This window comes from Phytohabitans rumicis, from assembly GCF_011764445.1.
GTDB classification, from domain to species: domain Bacteria; phylum Actinomycetota; class Actinomycetes; order Mycobacteriales; family Micromonosporaceae; genus Phytohabitans; species Phytohabitans rumicis.
This window is the reverse complement of sequence record NZ_BLPG01000001.1, coordinates 1,560,226-1,579,176: the sequence shown is the minus strand read 5'-3', so window position 1 is coordinate 1,579,176 and position 18,951 is coordinate 1,560,226. Positions and strand designations below refer to the sequence as shown.

Below are 18,951 nucleotides of genomic sequence, written 5' to 3'. Positions count from 1 at the left end.
ATGCGCATCACCGGATACCGGACCCTGACGACGGCACAGGAATGGGGCCGACCCGTCGGCGATGCCAACGGCGTCTACCCGGACGGCGTCATGCCCGTGCGGGTCATCATGGTCGACACCGACGAGGGGATCACGGGCGTCGGCCTCGGATCGCACGTGGAGGCCGAGAACATCTTCGCCGCGATCGACGGTCAGGATCCGCGCGCGGTGACCGCTCTCTACGACCGGATGCTGCGCCAGACCTTCAAGGCCGGCCACGCCGGTGTGGTGTTCGGCACGATCGGCGCGTTCGACACCGCCTTGTGGGACATCAAGGCACAGGCGGCCGGCGAGCCGCTGTGGCGCCTGCTCGGTGGCCGCGACCGCAGGGTGCACGCCTACGCCTCCGGCCTGGACATCGGCCTCACCGACGAGGAACTCGTCGCCACCTACGAGATCTACGCGCAACGCGGACTCCGGGCGGCCAAGCTCAAGGGCGGCCTGGATATCGAGCGGGACCGGCACCGGCTGACGCTCGTACGCGACGTGTTGACCGAGGCGGCGCACGGGATGCGGCCGGGGCTGATGCTCGACGCGAACGAGTGCTGGAGCCGCAAGCAGGCGGTCCGTCACGTCGGTGAGCTCGAACGCACCCTGGACCTGACCTGGATCGAGGAGCCGGTCCGGCGCTGGGACGCCGACGGCCTGGCCGCCGTCAGCCGAGGCGTCCGCGCGGCGGTGGCCAGCGGGGAAAACCTGACCGGCCTCGAGCAGTTCCGTCCGCTCATCGCCGCGGGCGGCCTCGACATCGTCCAGACCGCCGCGGTCTGGGGCGTCACCCATTTCCTGCGCGTCGCCGCTCTGGCGCACGCCTTCGACCTGCCGGTAAGCCCGATCGGCAACACACCTGTCGCCCTGCTGCACGCCGCGACCTCGGTGCCCAACCACCTCGCCAGCGAGCTGCAGGACCTCCGGCCACCGATCGGTGTGGCCATGGACCTGCACGTCGAGGACGGCGACTTCGTCCTCGGCGACTCGCCGGGCCTGGGCATCAAGGTGGATGAGACGGCGATCGCCGCCGCCCATAACGGCAAGGCACCCGCAGCGGGCGGACCTCACGTACGACCGGAGCAGGCCGGCCGGCGGTTGCTCGCGGTCGCCGACCGCGGCGCCGTATACGAGGTTGCCCGGAGCTGACCTGCGCCGAACCCCACGAAGGAGAGGAAGTCGCTGTGCGCCCCTCGAGAGCCGCCGTGGCGGTGGCCGCCACCCTGACCGCGACCGGAGTATTCGTGCCGTTCACACCCCCCGCACAAGCCGCTCTCAAAAGACACGTGATCGTGGTAGCACCTGCCGGCACCACGAATGCCAGCGACCGGGGCCCGGGTACCTTCGCCGGCACCTACCGGTTGAATGAGCCGCTCCGGTTCGACGCCGCCGACTCCGGCCGCGGCGGCCACACGGTCACCTGGCGCGCGTCGGGCGGAGCGACCATCCTCAGTGGAGCGCAGCCGGTCACCGGCTGGGCTCTTGACGACGCCGCGACCGGCATCTACAAGGCACACGTCGGCACCGGCTTCGACGCCCGCCAGCTTTACGTGGACGGAGCGCTTGCGCAGCGGGCCCGGATCCGTCTCGCCCGCACCGACATCACGCTCAACCTGATCGCCACCTCACACGCCGCCGGGGTGACCGGCCAGTTCAGCTTCACCGACTTCGCCGTGACCCCATAGCGCGAACCCCGCCGCGGAGGGCATCGCAGGCACCCGTTGCCCTCCGCGGCGGCCTTGTCGACATCGCTTGGACGGAGGATCGATGGAAGCCGTCGTGGACGCGCACCATCATCTATGGAACCGCGCCCGCCACCGGCAGCACTGGATCGACCCCCAAACGATGGCGGCGACCGCGGGTGTCACGCAGACCGTCGTCGTGCAGGCGGTCAGCTCACTGGAGGCGGACCGCGCAGCAGGTCTACCGGCTGGCATGGACATGAAAGCCAGGCCACCGCGGTGCCGGCCCGCAGGCTCGTGACGCGAGCCGGTAGCACCGACGAGACGAGCCTGGTCGTCGCCGCGCAGGCCGGCGATCCACGGGCGCTCGACGAACTGGTCGCCGCCTACCTGCCCCTGGTGTACACCATCGTGCGCCGGGCGCTGGGCGTGCTGCCCGATGCCGACGACGTCGTGCAGGACACCATGCTGCGGGCCCTGCGCGAGCTGCGGACGCTGCGCACCCCGGAGAGCTTCCGGCCGTGGCTGGCGACGATCGCGACCCGCCAGGTCAGCACCCACCTGCACCGGCTGCGGGCGGACGCACGGCGGACCGTGCCCCTCGACGAGCTGACCGATCCGCCCGACGCCGACGCGGAAAGCCTGGCCCTGGCCCATGTGGAGCTGTCCAGTCGCCGCCGGCGGGTGGTGCGTGCCAGCCGATGGCTGGACCCGGACGACCGCGCCCTGCTGTCGCTGTGGTGGCTGGAAGCCGCGGGCCAGCTGACCAGGACCGAGCTCGCGGCCGCGCTGGGCACGAGCGTGGCGCACGCCGGCGTGCGCGTCCAGCGCATGCGCCACCAGCTTGACCTGAGCCGGTCACTCGTCGCCGCCCTCGAAGCCAGTCCCCGGTGCGCGCAGCTGAGCGCCGTTCTGGAGGACTGGGACGGCATACCGAGCCCGCTGTGGCGCAAGCGCATCACCCGGCACACCCGGTCGTGCCCGGTCTGCTCCCACACCGAACCCGGCGAACTGGTGCCCCTCGAGCGGCTCATCGTCGGCCTCGCACTGCTGCCCGTGCCGCTGGCGCTGTCGGCCGCGGTGCTCGCCAAGGGCGGAACTGCCGCGGCTGCCGGCTCGGCGGCGACCGGCTCCGCGGTCGCCGCCGGCGTGAAGGCGGGACTGCTCGGCCAGCTGGCGCAAACGATCGGGACGCACCCCTTCGCCGCGATGTTCGCGGCCGCCACGCTCGTCGCCGGTACCGCGGTCACCACGGCGACGTGGAGCACGCCGGCATCACCGGACCGGCCGGCGGTCGCGGCGCCGACATCCGCGCCGGCCCCGGTAGCGTCGGCCCCGGCGGTGGCACCGGAGCCGTCGGCCGCGCCCAAGCCGCCCAGCCCGCGGAGCCCGAGCGTCGCCAGCCCGTCCACCCCGGCACAGACCCCTTCGCGTCAGGGCGGGCGTCGCTGGAGTCGGTCAGCGCCGCGGGATTGATGGTCACGACCGCCGCCGACCTCGGCGTGCTGGAACAGGTCGCCGCGGGCAGCGACACGGAAGGCCGCAAGCGTGCGACGTTCGCGGTGGTTCCCGGCCTGGCACAGCCGAGATGTGTCTCGTTTCGTGCCCAGGACGGCAGGTATCTGCGCCACTCGTCCTGGCGGCTGCGACTGAGCCAGGACGACAGCACCGAGCTGTTCCGCGGGGACGCGACGTTCTGCGTACGTGTGGGCGCGGTCCCTGGCTCGGTGTCGTTGGAGTCGTCCAACTACCCCGGCGCGTTTCTGCGCCACCGCGGGACGGAGCTCTGGGTGGATCCGCCGGACGGCAGTCCCGGGTTTGACGCCGACGCATCCTTCCGCCCTCGGCCACCACTGGCCGGATAGCGCCGAGCCGGGGACCATCTGGCACCGGCGCCGATAACAGAAACCACGGTGTCCTTTCTCGCCTCCACCATTTCAACCAGTGTCGAGAATGCGTTATCGGCGGCGGTCTTCGAAAGTCCCGAGGCTCGATCAGGCGAATTCGCCATCGTATCGACGGTTGCCTCTTGAACACCCCGAAACAATCTGGCAATCTCGCACTCATCAATGCGTAGCGCGAGCGAAGCCCAAGCGGCCGACCAATGTTAGCGATAACGCTGCGCTGACGCGACCTCGAAAGGTACTGACGATGAGAGACCTCGTCCATTTGACCAGTCCGCCTCGGCGACGGCGGACCAGAGCAACACTTCCGTTGCTGTTGGCCGGTTTGCTCGCGGCCGGTGCGGCGTTGGCGTTCGGCGGCACCGCCAACGCGGGCACCACGTTGGGCGCCTCGGCGGCGGAGAAGGGCCGGTACTTCGGTGCCGCGGTCGGCACGTACAAGTTCGGTGACGGCACCTACATGTCGGTGCTCAACCGTGAGTTCAACAGCCTGGTCGCCGAGAACGAGATGAAGTGGGACGCCACCGAGCCGCAGCGGGGAGGCTTCAACTTCGGCGCTGGCGACCGTATTGTGAGCCACGCGCGCGCCAACGGCATGAGCATGCGCGGCCACACCCTGCTGTGGCATGCCCAGCAGCCCGGGTGGGCGCAGGGCCTGTCCGGCGGCGACCTGCGGAACGCAGCGATCAACCATGTCACCCAGACCGCCGCCCACTTCCGGGGGCAGATCTACGCGTGGGACGTGGTGAACGAGGCGTTCGCCGATGGTGGCAGCGGTGGCCGGCGGGACTCCAACCTGCAGCGCACCGGCAACGACTGGATCGAGGCGGCGTTCCGGGCCGCCCGCAACGCGGATCCGGGCGCGAAGCTGTGCTACAACGACTACAACACCGACGGGATCAACGCGAAGTCGACCGGCGTCTACAACATGGTCCGCGACTTCAAGTCCCGCGGCGTGCCGATCGACTGCGTGGGCTTCCAGTCCCACCTGGGCACCTCGATCCCCGGCGACTACCAGGCCAACCTGCAGCGCTTCGCCGACCTCGGCGTCGACGTGCAGATCACCGAGCTCGACGTCACGCAGGCCAACCCGAGCGTTTACGCGGCGGTCACCCGCGCCTGCCTGGCGGTCTCCCGGTGTACCGGCATCACGGTGTGGGGCGTGCGCGACTGCGACTCCTGGCGCGGCAGCGACAACGCCTTGCTGTTCGACTGCGCCGGCAACAAGAAGCAGGCGTACAACGCCGTCCTCGACACCCTCAACGGCGGCACGAACCCGAACCCCAACGGCAACCGGCTGCGCAACGAGGGGGCCGGCCGCTGCCTGGACGTCAACGGCGCGAGCACCGCCAACGGCGCACAGATGGTCATCTGGGATTGTCACAGCGGCGCGAACCAGCAGTTCACGCAGAACGGCCGCGCGCTGCAGGTGACAGGCAAGTGCCTGGATGCCCCGCCCAATGCCAGCGCCGGTACCCGGGTGCAGATCTGGGACTGCAGCAGCGGCGCGAACCAGCAGTGGGTCTTCAACAGCAACGGGACGATCAGCAACGCGCAGACCGGGTTGTGTCTGGACGTCAACGGCGGCGCCACCGCCAACGGCTCGGCGGTGATCGTGTGGAGCTGCCACGGCGGAGCCAACCAGCGCTGGGCGAGAGCGTGACGGTGCCCAGCTCCACCTGCTAGACGGGCGGCCGGGCAACGCCCGGAGCGCGCCTTCCAGGTCACGACGGCGGTGGATGGCGCCGACATGCACGACAGCCGGCGTGACCTGGAAGGGGCCGGTGCGGAGCTAGCCGACTCCGCACCGGCCCGCCCGACGACCGCGCCATGAGGAGTAGCAGTGAAGCAAGCGACGTTCGGGGGCCGTGCGCCAGTGTTGCCAACCAGAGCTGGACAACAGAGGGAGTTTTCGTGATGCCAAGACATCGATCGTTGCCGGGGCCCGTCGCCGCGGTGGCGATGCTCGCCGTGGCCGCGGCCGGCGTCGCGCTGGCTGGTGGCCTCGGCAGCGCCTCAGCCGGAGACTTCACCGTCGCCGCCGCGACCGCGGGATGCGGTAGGGCGCCGGCGCTGCAAAGTGGTACGCACACCATCCAGAGCAACGGAAAGAGCCGCAGCTTCATCCTGCGACTCCCCGCGAACTACAACAACAGCAACCCGTACCGGCTGATCTTCGCGTTTCACTGGCGGGGCGGCACCGCCAACGAGGTCGACTCGGGCGGCACCAGTGGGCGGCCGTGGTCCTACTACGGCCAGCTCGAGCAGTCCAACAACACCGCCGTCCTCGTCGCACCGCAGGGCCTCGGCAACGGCTGGGGCAACTCCGGCGGCGAGGACGTCACCTTCGTCGACGACATGATCCGGCGGCTCGACGCCGACCTCTGCATCGACACCACGCAGCGCTTCGCCACCGGCTTCAGCTGGGGCGGTGGCATGAGCTACGCGCTCGCCTGCGCACAGCCGACCGTCTTCCGCGCCGTCGCCGTCATGTCCGGCGGCCAGATCAGTGGCTGTAGCGGCGGCACCCAGCCGATCGCCTACTTCGGACTGCACGGCATCAGCGACAACGTGCTGAACATCTCCCAGGGGCGGTCCCTGCGCGACACGTTCGTCAGAAACAACGGCTGCACCCCGCAGAGCCCACGCGAGCCGGGGGCTGGCAGTCGCACGCACATCACCACCGCCTACACCGGCTGCCGGGCCGGGTATCCGGTGCAGTGGGCCGCGTTCGACAACGGACACATGCCCGGCCCGGTCGACGGAACGTACGCCGAAAGCGGCATCACGACCTGGACCAAGGGGGAGATCTGGAGGTTCTTCGCCCAGTTCCAGAACACCTCACCGGGCCCGACGACACCTCCGCCCACCACGACACCCCCGCCTTCCTCGCCTCCGCCCTCCTCGCCTCCTCCGGGTGAGGGCTGCTCGGCGTCCGTGGCGTTGAACCAGTGGACGGGCGGTTTCGTGGCGACCGTACGGGTGACCGCCGGCTCGGCCGGTACCAACGGATGGACGGTCAGCATGACGCTGCCGAGCGGCGCCAGCGTGACCAACACCTGGAACGCGTCGGCGAGCGGCAGCACCGGCACGGTCCGGTTCGCCAACGTCAGCTACAACGGTCGGCTCGGGTCGGGCCAGGTCACCGAGTTCGGGTTCCAGGGCAGCGGCAGCGGTGCCGGCATGGCGCCCACTTGCACCGCAAGCTGAAAGGACAGGTTTAGCCGGTCTGTGCGGGTGCCGGCCGCGTCCGCACCGATGCGGCGCGCTTCATGTCGGAGATTCCAGATGAGTGAAAGGAGAGATGCCATGCCGGTTGGGTTTGCGCGCACCGCGAGGTGGCGTCGTGGGTGGCGGTCGGGGTTGGCCGCCGTGACTGCCGCGGTGGTCGTGGGCGGCGCGCTGGTGATGGTGGCCGCGACGTCGGCGTCGGCGGCCACGGTGGATACCACCGCCTGGTATGTGCTGGTGAATCGGAACAGTGGCAGGGCGTTGGACGTGTACAACCTGGCCACCAACGACGGTGCGCGGATCACGCAGTGGGCGCGTCATGACGGCACCAATCAGCAGTGGCAGTTCGTCGACTCCGGGGGCGGATACTACCGGGTCAGGTCCCGCCTTTCGGGCAAGGTGCTGGACGTCTACAACTGGTCGACAGCCGACGGTGCCGCGATCGTGCAGTGGGCCGACGGTAACGGTGCCAACCAGCAGTTCCGGCTCGCCGACTCGGACGGCGGCTACGTGCGGTTGATCGGCCGGAACAGCAACAAGGCGGTCGAGGTGCAGGGTGCCGCGACCAACGACGGTGCGAACGTCGTGCAGTACACGGATTGGGGCGGCAGCAACCAGCAGTGGCAGCTGGTCCGCCTCGGCGGGACGACGCCGACGAATCCGACGACGCCACCGCCCGGTGGGTGTTCCCTTCCGTCGAGCTACCGGTGGTCGTCGACGGGTCCGTTGGCGAACCCGAGGTCGGGTTGGGTGTCGTTGAAGGACTTCACTTATGCTCCGTATAACGGTCGGCATCTGGTTTACGCCACGACGCATGACTTTGGTACGAGTTGGGGTTCGATGAACTTCAGCCTGTTCTCGAACTGGTCGGACATGGCCTCGGCCAGTCAGAACGGGATGTCGTCGGGTACGGTGGCGCCGACGTTGTTCTACTTCGCGCCGCGCAATATTTGGGTGCTCGCCTATCAGTGGGGTGGGCCGGCGTTCTCGTACCGCACCTCCAGCGATCCGACCAACCCGAACGGGTGGTCGGCGCCGCAGACGTTGTTCTCCGGGAGCATCTCGGGTTCTGGCACCGGGCCGATCGATCAGACGGTCATCGGTGACAGCAGCACCATGTATCTGTTCTTCGCCGGTGACAACGGGAAGATCTATCGGGCCAGTATGCCGATCGGGAACTTCCCGGGTAGTTTCGGCTCGTCCTCGACGGTGATCATGAGCGACTCGACGAACAACCTGTTCGAAGCGGTCCAGGTGTACAAGCTTCAGGGCCAGAACCTGTACCTCATGCTCGTCGAGGCGATCGGCGCGCAGGGTCGCTATTTCCGCTCGTTCACCTCGACCAGTCTGGGCGGTTCGTGGACACCCCAGGCCGCCAGCGAGAGCAACCCCTTCGCCGGCAAGGCCAACAGCGGCGCCACCTGGACCAACGACATCAGCCACGGCGAGCTGATCCGTTCCAACGCGGACCAGACGATGACTGTTGATCCGTGCAATCTGCAGTTGCTCTACCAGGGACGTGCCCCCAACTCCGGCGGCGACTACGGCCTGCTGCCCTACCGGCCAGGCCTACTCACCCTGCAGCGCTAACGACACAGATCCCATCGCAACGGAAGCGGCGGGCTCGGCACAAGGCCGAGCCCGCCGAGCCGCGGCAACCCCCGACCCCGCAAGGCTCTCCAACTGGCGTGCTCCACTGCTGATTGGCGCCACCGTGGCAGGCCCAAAGTTGGATCCTGGTGCCGTTGTCGGTGCCCCGTCCGTTGGCGTCCAGGCACTTGTTGCCGTACCGCGCCATCTACGATGCCCTCCGCGCCGGTGACCCCTTCCTGGCCCAGTCGGCCGCTCCGCTGCACGTCAACACGTCGGACGCCTGGTTGCGCGCCATCCTCCACGCCTGATCCCCACCCTGGCGTGGACCGCTTCCGCCTTGTTTCCCGGGTCCGCGCCAGCTGCGGACCGCTGCTCCCGCCGGAGACCGCGGCGGTCGGCGGCTCGCGGGGGCGAGCCGAAATCCCCGACCCCCGCTGCCACGTCCGCGTTGCAAGACCAGACCGCGCTGCTGTCGCTGTGGTGGCTCGAGGTCGCCGGCCGGCCAACCAGGCCTGAGCTGGCAGCGCCGAGCTGCGGTTGGACCAGGCCGATAGGAGCGGCGCATTCCAAGTGGACGCCTCCCGCCACCCCCCGCCCGCCACTCGCGCGGTGACCGACACGACCAAGTCGCGCAGGTCGAGATAACAAAAAGTTCTATCTCATGTGCACCACTCGCTAATTCTGCTCGATAGCAAGAATGTGTTATTCACGACGGTTGTCGAAAGTCCTCAATCTAAAAACGCGTTTATGGGTACGCGTTTGGCGGTGCCCCTTGAAGGAACGGAAACAATCTGGCAATCTCCCAAGCATCGATGGGGAGCGCTCCCATATGTCGATGACTACCGTTCTCCGGTACCCCCAACCGGGGCAAGCGGTCAGCTCGAATCGAGGACTGTTAGCGCTAACATGCGCGGCGGCCGGGCCCTCGACTCGCCAGAGAGGCAGACCACGATGTTGAGACGCAGATTCATCGCCAGGCCCATCGCGGCCGCGGCGCCTCTCGTCGTAGCCGTGGGAGGAAGCGACGTTGGGCGGCGGCGTCAGCGGCAGCGCGGGGTCTGGAACGGGACGCTGACCACCAGCGGCTCCGCGGCGACCGTGAAGAACGTCGCCTGGAACGGCACGCTCGGCGCGGGAGCCTCGACCACGTTCGGCTTCATCGCCGACGGCACGCCATCGATCCCATCGCTGACCTGCACTAGCCCCTAACCGTCCAATTAGGAGAGCCGCGATGCCTGAAGTGACACGAAGGAAGCTGCTCAGGGCCGGGGCGGCGGGGGCCGGGGCCGCGCTCGTGCCGGCGGCCTGGACCGCGGTCGCCCGTGCCGACTCGGCGGCACCATCGCAGGTGCTGGCCGCGGGCGACCTGGCGCTGTGGTACGACGAGGCCGCCGGCGCCGATTGGTTGCGGGCGCTGCCGGTCGGCAACGGCCGGCTGGGCGCGATGGTGTTCGGCAACGTCGACACCGAGCGGCTGCAGCTCAACGAGGACACCGTCTGGGCGGGCGGCCCCTACGACTCGGCCAACACCCGGGGTGCGGCGAACCTTGCGGAGATCCGGCGGCGGGTCTTCGCCGACCAGTGGACCCAGGCGCAGGATCTGATCAACCAGACCATGATGGGCAGCCCTGGTGGTCAGCTGGCCTACCAGCCCGTCGGCAACCTGCGGCTGGCCGTCGGCTCGGCGAGCGGGGTTTCGCAGTACAACCGGACGCTCGACCTGACCACCGCCACGGTTACCACCACGTATGTGCAGGGCGGTGTGCGGTACACGCGTGAGGTGTTCGCGAGCGCGCCGGATCAGGTGATCGTGGTCCGGCTGACCGCCGACCGGGCCAACTCCATCACGTTCAGCGCCACGTTCGACAGTCCACAGCGGACGACGGTGTCCAGCCCGGACAGTGCCACGATCGGCCTGAACGGCATCTCCGGCAACATGGAGGGCGTCACCGGGCAGGTCCGCTTCCTCGCTCTGGCCAACGCCGCGGTCACCGGTGGCACGGTGAGTAGTTCCGGTGGCACGCTGCGGGTCTCCGCCGCGACGAGCGTGACCGTGCTGGTCTCGATCGGTTCCAGCTATGTCAACTTCCGCACCGTCAACGGCGACTACCAAGGGATCGCGCGCACCCGGCTCAACGCGGCCCGAAACGTGGCCATCGACCAGCTGCGCAGCCGGCACCTCGCCGACTATCAGGCGCTGTTCAACCGGGTGGCGATCAACCTGGGCCGCACGGCGGCGGCCGACCAGCCGACCGACGTGCGGATCGCGCAGCACGCGAGCGTGAACGATCCGCAGTTCTCCGCGTTGCTGTTCCAGTTCGGCCGCTACCTGCTGATCTGCTCGTCGCGTCCGGGTACCCAGCCGGCCAACCTGCAGGGCATCTGGAACGATTCGATGGCTCCGCCGTGGGACTCGAAGTACACCATCAACGCCAACCTGCCGATGAACTACTGGCCCACGGACACCACGAACCTGTCCGAGTGTTACCTGCCCGTCTTCGACATGGTCAGAGACCTGACGGTGACCGGCGCCCGGGTGGCTCAGGCGCAGTACGGCGCGGGTGGTTGGGTGACCCACCACAACACCGACGCGTGGCGGGGTGCCTCGGTGGTCGACGGGGCGTTGTGGGGATGTGGCAGACCGGTGGTGCGTGGCTGTCCACCCTGGTCTGGGACCACTATCTGTTCACCGGCGACGTCGAGTTCCTCCGCGCAAACTACCCGGCGATGAAAGGCGCGGCCCAGTTCTTCCTCGACACGCTGGTCGCCCATCCGTCGCTCGGGTACCTGGTCACCAACCCGTCGAACTCGCCGGAGCTGCCCCACCACGCCAACGCCAGCGTGTGCGCGGGGCCCACAATGGACAACCAGATCCTGCGCGACCTCTTCGAAGGCGTCGCCCGGGCCAGTGAGGTGCTCGGTGTGGACACCACCTTCCGCACCCAGGTGCGCACGGCCAAGGACCGGCTGGCGCCGATGCGGGTCGGCTCGCGCGGCAACATTCAGGAGTGGCTGGCCGACTGGGTGGAGACCGAGCGGAACCACCGGCACGTCTCGCACCTGTACGGGCTGCACCCCAGCAACCAGATCACCCGGCGCGGCACACCGCAGCTGTACGAGGCCGCCCGCCGGACCCTCGAACTGCGCGGTGACGACGGGACCGGGTGGTCGCTCGCCTGGAAAATCAACTACTGGGCGCGGATGGAGGACGGCGCCCGCGCCCACAAGCTGATCCGTGACCTGGTGCGGACCGACCGGTTGGCGCCGAACATGTTCGACCTGCACCCACCGTTCCAGATCGACGGCAACTTCGGCGCCACGTCCGGCATCGCGGAGATGTTGTTGCAGAGCCACAACGGCGAGCTGCACCTGCTGCCCGCCCTGCCGTCCGCCTGGGCGACCGGGCAGGTGGCCGGGTTGCGAGGAAGGGGCGGCTACACCGTCGGCGCGGCGTGGACCAGCGGTCAGGCCGACGAACTCCTGGTCCGGGCCGACCGCGACGGCACGGTGCGGCTGCGCGCCCGCCTGTTCACCGGCAGCTTCACACTCGTCGACGTGGGCGACGGCGGCACACCGGCCACCACCCGGCCAGAGACCGACGTCGTGCAGCTCACCGTCAAGGCTGGACACACGTACCGCGCCGCGCGGCTGGGAGCCACGGCGTCGCCAACCGTGAGCGCCACCGTCTCCGTCTCGCCGACGGTTAGCCCGACCGCTTCGGTTTCGCCGACGGTCAGCCCGACAACCTCACCGCCGCCCACTAGCTCACCGCCGCCGTCCGGCGCGCGGGCGACGTACGCGGTGACGAGCTCGTGGCCGGGCGGCTTCCAGGCGGAGGTGACGGTCACCGCCGGGTCGTCGCCGATCCGGGGCTGGACGGTCAGCTGGACCTTCCCTAATGGACAGGTCATCAACCAGATCTGGAGCGGCACGTACACCCAGAGCGGCGCGAACGTGACGGTGACCAACGCCGCCTACAACGGCGCGCTTCCGGCCGGCGGTTCCACCACATTCGGGTTCATCGCCTCGGTGAGCGGCGCCAACAACCCGCCGGCCAACATCACCTGCACCACGACCTGACCCGGCACCGGGAAGGAACGAGAAGCAATGAGACATCACGCTCGCGGTCGCCGCCTCGCGACCGCATTGGCGGCCGGCCTGCTGGTGGCGGCGGGGGCCGCGACCGCGGTGCTGCGGACCTCCGACGCGCAGGCGCTGGAGAACGGCGTGGCTCGCACCCCACCGATGGGCTGGAACAGCTGGAACACGTTCGGCTGCAACATCAACGAAACGCTCATCCGGCAGATGACCGACGCGATGGTCAGCTCGGGCATGCGGGACGCCGGCTACCAGTACGTGGTTGTCGACGACTGCTGGATGAACCCCAACCGTGATGGCGCCGGCAATTTGCAGGGCGATCCGAGCCGGTTTCCCAGCGGGATGAAGGCGCTCGGCGACTACATCCACGCCCGGGGCCTGAAGTTCGGCATCTACCAGGGCCCGCTGGACCGGACCTGCGCGCAGTACTTCGGCTCCTACCCGGGCCGGACCGGCGCGCAGGGCCACGAGGCCCAGGACGCCCGGCAGTTCGCGGCGTGGGGTGTCGACTATCTCAAGTACGACTGGTGCTCGCCCGCCGGCAGCATCGACGACCAGGTCCGCACGTTCGCCATCATGCGTGACGCGCTGCGCGCGGCCGGCCGCCCGATTGTGTTCAGCATCAACTCCAACAGCGTGCACTCCAAGACCGGACCGCAGCGCAACTGGGGCGACGTGTCGAACATGTGGCGCACCACCGAAGACATCACCAACGCGTGGAACACCGGCCAGACCAACGGCTACCCCATGGGTATCCAGAACATCGTCGACGTCACGGTGCCGCTGGCCGGCTACGCCCGGCCCGGCTCGTTCAACGACATGGACATGATGGAGGTCGGCCGGGGTGGCATGACCGACACCGAGATGCGCAGCCACTTCGCACTATGGGCCGTTATGGCCTCGCCGCTGATCGCCGGAAACGACCTGCGAAACATGAACGCGGCCACCCAGACGATCCTGAAGAACGCGAATCTCATCGGCATCAGCCAGGACTCGCTGGCCCTCCAGGCCAGCCAGGTCTCCTTCGACGGCACCCGCCGGGTGCTCGCCAAACGACTGTCCAATGGCGACGTCGCGGTGGCGCTGTTCAACCAGGGCACCGGCACCACGACGATTAGCACCACCGCGTCCGCACTCGGGCTGTCGGGCAGCTCCTTCACCCTGCGGGACGCGTGGACGAACGCGACGAGCAGCACCTCCGGCGCCATCTCGGCCAGCGTGCCCGGCCATGGCACCGTCGTCTACCGGCTCAGCGGCGGATCAAGCAGCCCCACCGTCACACCCACGACGACGACCCCGACGACTGCGCCGCCCACGACCGGCCCCTGCCGTGTCACAGCCACCGTCAACGCCTGGAACACCGGCCTGACCGAGGACCTCACCATCACCAACAACGGCAACACGGCCATCAACGGCTGGTCCCTGGTATTCACCCTGCCGGGCGGGCAGGCCATCACCAACGGCTGGAACGCCAGCTACACACCCACCTCCGGGCAGGTGACCGCCCGGAACGTCTCCTACAACGGCTCCATCGCACCTGGCGCGTCGGTCAGCATCGGCTTCCAAGCCACCCACACCGGCAACACCGCGAAGCCGACCTCGTTCACTCTCAACGGCGAGGCCTGCGCAAGCTGACCGCCGCACATCTGGAAGGGAGCCAGCGAACCATGAATAGACCATTCAGGCGGGTCATGGCCGTGATCGCGGTCGTACTCGGGCTTGTCGCGGTGACCGTGGCGGCGCAGTCGGCGTCCGCCGCGGACAACCCGTACCAGCGGGGTCCGGACCCCACTCTCGCCAGTGTCTCCGCCCAGCGGGGCACGTTCGCCACGGCCCAGGTGGCCGTGCCGGCCGGAGACGGCTTCGGCGGCGGCATGATCTACTACCCGACCGACACTAGCCAGGGCACGTTCGGCGCTGTCGCGATCGTGCCCGGCTACACCGCCCGGTTCTCCGTCGAGGAAGCGTGGATGGGGCATTGGCTCGCCTCCTTCGGCTTCGTCGTCATCGGGGTCGAGACCAACAGCACCAACGACTTCGACACAGCCCGCGGCACCCAGTTGCTTGCCGCGCTCGACTACCTGACCCAGCGCAGCAGCGTGCGCGACCGGGTCGACGCCAGCCGGCAGTCGGTCGTCGGCCACTCCATGGGCGGCGGCGGCGCACTTTACGCCGCGGGCCAACGCGCCTCACTCAAGGCCGCCGTCGGCCTGGCGCCTTACAAGCCCTCGGGAAACCCGACCAACGTCCGCGTGCCGACGATGATCATCTCTGGGCAGAACGACACGGTGGTCACCCCCTCCTACGCGACCGGCCTCTACAACACGTTGCCGGCCACTACGGAGAGCGCCTACATGGAGTTCACCGGCGCCGACCACCTCTTCCCGACCCGCGCCAACACGCTCGAGATGCGGATCCTGATCCCCTGGCTCAAGATCTTCGTCGACAGCGACAACCGCTACAGCCAGTTCCTGTGCCCGTTGCAGGACTCCACAGGCATCCGTGGCTATCGCAGCACCTGCCCCTTCCTGCCGAACCCGACGACCAGCCCGTCCACCACCGCCCCAACCACGCCACCCACGACACCGCCGACCACACCCCCGACCGGTGCCTGTAGCGCTACCTACCGGACGGTCAACTCCTGGCCCGGCGGCTTCCAAGGCGAGGTGACCGTGTCGGCCGGCTCCACGCCGGTCGACGGCTGGGCGGTCCGCTGGACCCTCGCTAGTGGACAGGCAGTCACGCAGGTCTGGAACGGCGCACTGAGCGTCAGCGGATCCGCCGTGACCGTACGAAACACCACCTACAACGGCTCGCTCGGCGCGAACGCCTCGACCACCTTCGGCTTCCTCGCCTCGGGCAGCCCCACGCCTGTCTCCCTCACCTGCACCAGCCCGTAACCACCGACTCCACCTGTTAGACCACGTCCCGCACGGCGGCGCGGGGTCCGGGCGACCCCGCGCCGCCACCCCTCCTCACTCGGGCGCACCGGAGGAACCACGTGCAGAACAAACGCTTTCGACTTGGGCTGGCCGCGACGCTCGTCGCCGCGGTCAGCGCGGTCGGCGTCGTCACGGCCGTCTCGGCCCAGGCGGCGGCCGGTTGCCGGGTCACCTACACGGTGACGAACTCATGGCCGGGCGGATTCGGCGCCAATGTCGTCGTCGACAACCTCGGCGACCCGATCAACGGGTGGCGGCTGTCCTGGTCGTTCGGCGGCACGCAGACCATCACCCAGCTGTGGAACGGCAGCCACACCCAGTCGGGCCAGGACGTGACCGTGACGAACGCCAGCTGGAACGGCAACGTACCGACCAGCGGCAGCGCGAACTTCGGCTTCAACGCCTCGATGAGCGGCGGCACCAACGCCGTCCCGGCGAGCTTCTCGCTCAACGGCGCCGCCTGCAATGGATCCACCGGACCGACAACCGGCCCGCCCACGTCATCGCCCCCGACCTCGGCGCCGCCGACCTCCGTGCCGCCCACCTCGCAGCCACCGACGAGCCCGCCGCCGGGCGACTGGCCGCCATCGTCCACGTTCAACAACCCGGTGCTGTGGCAGGACTTCGCCGACATCGACATCATCCGGGTCGGTGACGCGTACTACTACTCGGCGTCCACGATGCACTACTCGCCGGGCGCTCCGATCCTGCGCTCCTACGATCTTGTCAACTGGGAGTTCGCCGGACACTCGGTGCCCAGCCTGGACTTCGACTCCAACGCCTACAACCTTTCCGGCGGACGGGCCTACGTGAAGGGGATCTGGGCCTCGGCGTTCAACTACCGACCGAGCAACCGGACGTTCTACTGGATCGGGTGCACCGAGTTCAACCGCACCTACGTGTACACGGCCACCAGTGTGGAAGGCCCGTGGGCGAAGCGGTCCCGGATCAACGGCTGCTACTACGACGCCGGCTTGCTGGTCGACGACAACGACACGATGTACGTCGCCTACGGGAACTCGAGTATCAGCGTCGCCCAGCTGTCCGCGGACGGGCTGTCGCAGGTGCGTAGCCAGCAGGTGTTCCAGACCCCTCCAGTGTGGGCACGCTGGAGGGCGCGCGGTTCTACAAGCGCAACGGCAGCTACTACATCTGGCTGACCCGGCCGGCCAACGGGCAGTACGTGCTGAAGGCGAACAACCCGTTCGGTCCGTACGAGATGCGGCAGGTGCTATTGGACCTGCCCGGCCCGATCTCCGGTGGGGGAGTGCCGCACCAGGGCGGCCTGGTGCAGACCCAGAACGGCCAGTGGTACTACATGTCCTTCGTGGACGCCTACCCAGGCGGCCGGGTGCCCGCGCTCGCTCCGGTGACCTGGACCGGCGACGGCTGGCCCGTGCTACAGACGGTCAACGGCCGGTGGGGCGCCTCCTACCCGTACCCGAACGTGCCCCGTCCGCCCCGGCAGGTCAAGCCGATGATCGGCACCGACACGTTCACCGGCACCACCCTGGGCCCGCAGTACGAGTGGAACCACAACCCGGACAACACCCGGTGGTCGGTCAACAACGGCCTGCGCCTGCAGACCGCCACCGTCACCAACGACCTCTACGGAGCGCGCAACACGCTGACCCACCGCATCCAAGGCCCGTCCTCCACCGCGACGATCGAGCTGGACTACGCGGGCATGGCCAACGGCGACCGGGCCGGCCTGGCGATGCTGCGGGACTCCTCGGCGTGGATCGGCGTCCGGCGGGACAACGGCGCCACCCGCGTCGTGATGACCAACGGCCTGACCATGAACTCCAGCTGGCAGACCACCGGCACCGGCTCCGAACAGGCCAGCGCCGCCGTCGCCGGCGGCCGGATCTGGCTACGGGTCAACGCGGACGTCAGACCCGGCTCCGGCCGGCAAGCCCGCTTCTCGTACAGCACCGACGGCACCAACTTCGTCAACCTCGGTACGGCGTTCACGCTCAACAACGCGTGGCAGTTCTTCATGGGCTACCGGTTCGGCATCTTCAACTACGCCACCACGGCCCTCGGGGGCTCCGTGACCGTCAACCGCTTCGCCATCACCACTCCCTGAAAGGCGCAACGTCACATGAGGAGCACGAAACGACTACGGGCCGGGCTGATCCTGGCCGCCGCCGGCGCCATAGCCGCGACCTTCGCCATGATCCTTTCGTCCTCGGCCACCGCGGGCACCACGCTGGGCGGGTCAGCGGCGGAGAAGGGCCGCTACTTCGGCGCCGCCGTAGGGACGTACAAGTTCGGCGACAACACCTACATGACGGTTCTCAACCGTGAGTTCAACAGCCTGGTCCCCGAGAACGAGATGAAATGGGACGCCACCGAGCCGCAGCAGGGCCGGTTCAACTTCAGCGCTGGCGACCGGATCGTCAGCCACGCCCGTTCCCGCGGCATGTCGGTGCGCGGCCACACCCTGCTGTGGCATGCCCAGCAGCCCGGGTGGGCGCAGGGCCTGTCCGGCGGCGACCTGCGGAACGCAGCGATCAACCATGTCACCCAGACCGCCGCCCACTTCCGGGGGCAGATCTACGCGTGGGACGTGGTGAACGAGGCGTTCGCCGATGGTGGCAGCGGTGGCCGGCGGGACTCCAACCTGCAGCGCACCGGCAACGACTGGATCGAGGCGGCGTTCCGGGCGGCCCGCAACGCGGATCCGGGCGCGAAGCTGTGCTACAACGACTACAACACCGACGGGATCAACGCGAAGTCGACCGGCATCTACAACATGGTCCGCGACTTCAAGTCCCGCGGGGTGCCGATCGACTGCGTCGGGCTCCAGTCGCACCTCGGCACCGGCATCGACTCGTCGTACCAGGCGAACCTCCAACGGTTCGCCGACCTCGGCGTCGACGTGCAGATCACCGAACTCGACGTCATGCAAGGCGGCAACCAGGCCAACATCTACGCCACGGTCGCGCGCTCGTGCCTGGCCGTCTCGCGGTGCACCGGCATCACGGTGTGGGGTGTGCGGGACTGTGACTCCTGGCGCGGCTCGGACAACGCCCTGCTGTTCGACTGCGCGGGCAACAAGAAGCCTGCCTACGACGCCGTGTTGCGAGAGCTCAACCAGGGCAACCCGATCCCGACCACCCCGAACACCTCACCGCGCACCACCCCACCGACGACACCGCCGACGATCGGTCCGGGCGGCTGCACCGCCACCGTGTCGGTGAACCAGTGGAACGGCGGCTTCGTCGCGAACGTACGCGTCACGGCTGGGTCGTCGGCCATCAACGGCTGGCGGGTCACGCTCGCCCTGCCGTCCGGCGCCACGGTCACCGGCGCGTGGAGCGCCAACCGTAGCGGTAACACCGGCACGGTCCAATGGACCAATGTGGACTACAACGGTCGCGCCGCCGCCGGCCAGTCGACGGAGTTCGGCTTCCAGGCAACCGGCACAGCAGGTGTTCTCAACCCGTTCTGCGCCGCGAGCTGAACCAC

The 18,951-nt window shown here is 68.8% G+C and carries 14 protein-coding genes and 2 pseudogenes; 15 read left to right on the top strand and 1 reads right to left on the bottom strand.

Translation table 11 applies throughout. From position 1 onward, the window contains the following. The 8 genes from Prum_RS06440 to Prum_RS06410 all read left to right on the top strand — a co-directional run bounded on the left by Prum_RS06440 (window position 1) and on the right by Prum_RS06410 (window position 8,434). Entirely contained in the window at window positions 1-1,176 is a 1,176-nt protein-coding gene (locus tag Prum_RS06440; RefSeq protein WP_173074775.1) for a mandelate racemase/muconate lactonizing enzyme family protein, read from the top strand. A 35-nt stretch (window positions 1,177-1,211) separates the two neighbouring features. Then, on the top strand, window positions 1,212-1,712 hold the full coding sequence (locus tag Prum_RS06435; RefSeq protein WP_173074773.1) for a hypothetical protein: 501 nt from the start codon (window positions 1,212-1,214) through the stop codon (window positions 1,710-1,712). Window positions 1,713-1,794: 82 nt separating this feature from the next. Next, window positions 1,795-2,010 carry a hypothetical protein gene (locus Prum_RS51040; RefSeq protein ID WP_246277693.1) on the top strand — a complete coding sequence of 72 codons (216 nt, stop codon included), beginning with the start codon at window positions 1,795-1,797 and terminating at the stop codon, window positions 2,008-2,010. After that, on the top strand, window positions 2,007-3,185 hold the full coding sequence (locus Prum_RS06430) for an RNA polymerase sigma factor (protein WP_246277692.1): 1,179 nt from the start codon (window positions 2,007-2,009) through the stop codon (window positions 3,183-3,185). Before Prum_RS51040 ends, Prum_RS06430 begins: the two co-directional genes overlap by 4 nt. After that, the gene (locus Prum_RS51035; RefSeq protein WP_246277691.1) at window positions 3,185-3,574 is read left to right on the top strand and encodes an AbfB domain-containing protein; all 390 of its coding nucleotides are present in this window, start codon (window positions 3,185-3,187) and stop codon (window positions 3,572-3,574) included. Before Prum_RS06430 ends, Prum_RS51035 begins: the two co-directional genes overlap by 1 nt. 286 nt (window positions 3,575-3,860) lie before the next feature. Next, window positions 3,861-5,276, top strand: a complete 1,416-nt coding sequence (locus Prum_RS06420; RefSeq protein WP_173074770.1) for an endo-1,4-beta-xylanase — start codon at window positions 3,861-3,863, stop codon at window positions 5,274-5,276. Between the two features lie 254 nt (window positions 5,277-5,530). Beyond that, a complete protein-coding gene (locus Prum_RS06415; RefSeq protein WP_173074768.1) occupies window positions 5,531-6,823 on the top strand; it encodes a CE1 family esterase in 1,293 nt (430 codons plus the stop codon). Between the two features lie 99 nt (window positions 6,824-6,922). Then, window positions 6,923-8,434, top strand: coding sequence for a non-reducing end alpha-L-arabinofuranosidase family hydrolase (locus tag Prum_RS06410; protein WP_173083461.1), 1,512 nt, complete (start codon window positions 6,923-6,925; stop codon window positions 8,432-8,434). On the opposite strand, the gene Prum_RS06405 is transcribed toward Prum_RS06410, so the two are convergent. Then, window positions 8,418-8,642: an RICIN domain-containing protein gene (locus Prum_RS06405; protein WP_173074766.1), complete on the bottom strand. Its 225-nt coding sequence runs from the start codon at window positions 8,640-8,642 to the stop codon at window positions 8,418-8,420. The two genes, Prum_RS06410 and Prum_RS06405, sit on opposite strands and share 17 nt — an antisense overlap. Between Prum_RS06405 and Prum_RS06400 the strand changes: the two genes are divergently transcribed. From Prum_RS06400 to Prum_RS06370, 7 genes and pseudogenes are all read left to right on the top strand, one after another. Continuing rightward, window positions 8,596-8,745 carry a hypothetical protein gene (locus tag Prum_RS06400; RefSeq protein WP_173074764.1) on the top strand — a complete coding sequence of 50 codons (150 nt, stop codon included), beginning with the start codon at window positions 8,596-8,598 and terminating at the stop codon, window positions 8,743-8,745. The genes Prum_RS06405 and Prum_RS06400 overlap by 47 nt on opposite strands. A 439-nt stretch (window positions 8,746-9,184) precedes the next feature. Beyond that, on the top strand, window positions 9,185-9,646 hold the full coding sequence (locus Prum_RS54420) for a cellulose binding domain-containing protein (protein ID WP_173074762.1): 462 nt from the start codon (window positions 9,185-9,187) through the stop codon (window positions 9,644-9,646). Between the two features lie 22 nt (window positions 9,647-9,668). After that, window positions 9,669-12,517: pseudogene (locus Prum_RS06390) on the top strand (glycosyl hydrolase family 95 catalytic domain-containing protein). Window positions 12,518-12,544: 27 nt separating this feature from the next. Further along, the gene (locus Prum_RS06385; protein ID WP_173074760.1) at window positions 12,545-14,170 is read left to right on the top strand and encodes a cellulose binding domain-containing protein; all 1,626 of its coding nucleotides are present in this window, start codon (window positions 12,545-12,547) and stop codon (window positions 14,168-14,170) included. A gap of 32 nt (window positions 14,171-14,202) precedes the next feature. Continuing rightward, complete coding sequence (locus Prum_RS06380; RefSeq protein WP_173074758.1) at window positions 14,203-15,435, top strand: poly(ethylene terephthalate) hydrolase family protein; 1,233 nt, start codon at window positions 14,203-14,205, stop codon at window positions 15,433-15,435. A gap of 101 nt (window positions 15,436-15,536) precedes the next feature. Beyond that, window positions 15,537-17,566: pseudogene (locus Prum_RS06375) on the top strand (family 43 glycosylhydrolase). 15 nt (window positions 17,567-17,581) lie between these two features. Then, window positions 17,582-18,946, top strand: coding sequence for a glycoside hydrolase family 10 protein (locus Prum_RS06370; protein WP_173074756.1), 1,365 nt, complete (start codon window positions 17,582-17,584; stop codon window positions 18,944-18,946). Window positions 18,947-18,951 lie beyond the last annotated feature (5 nt).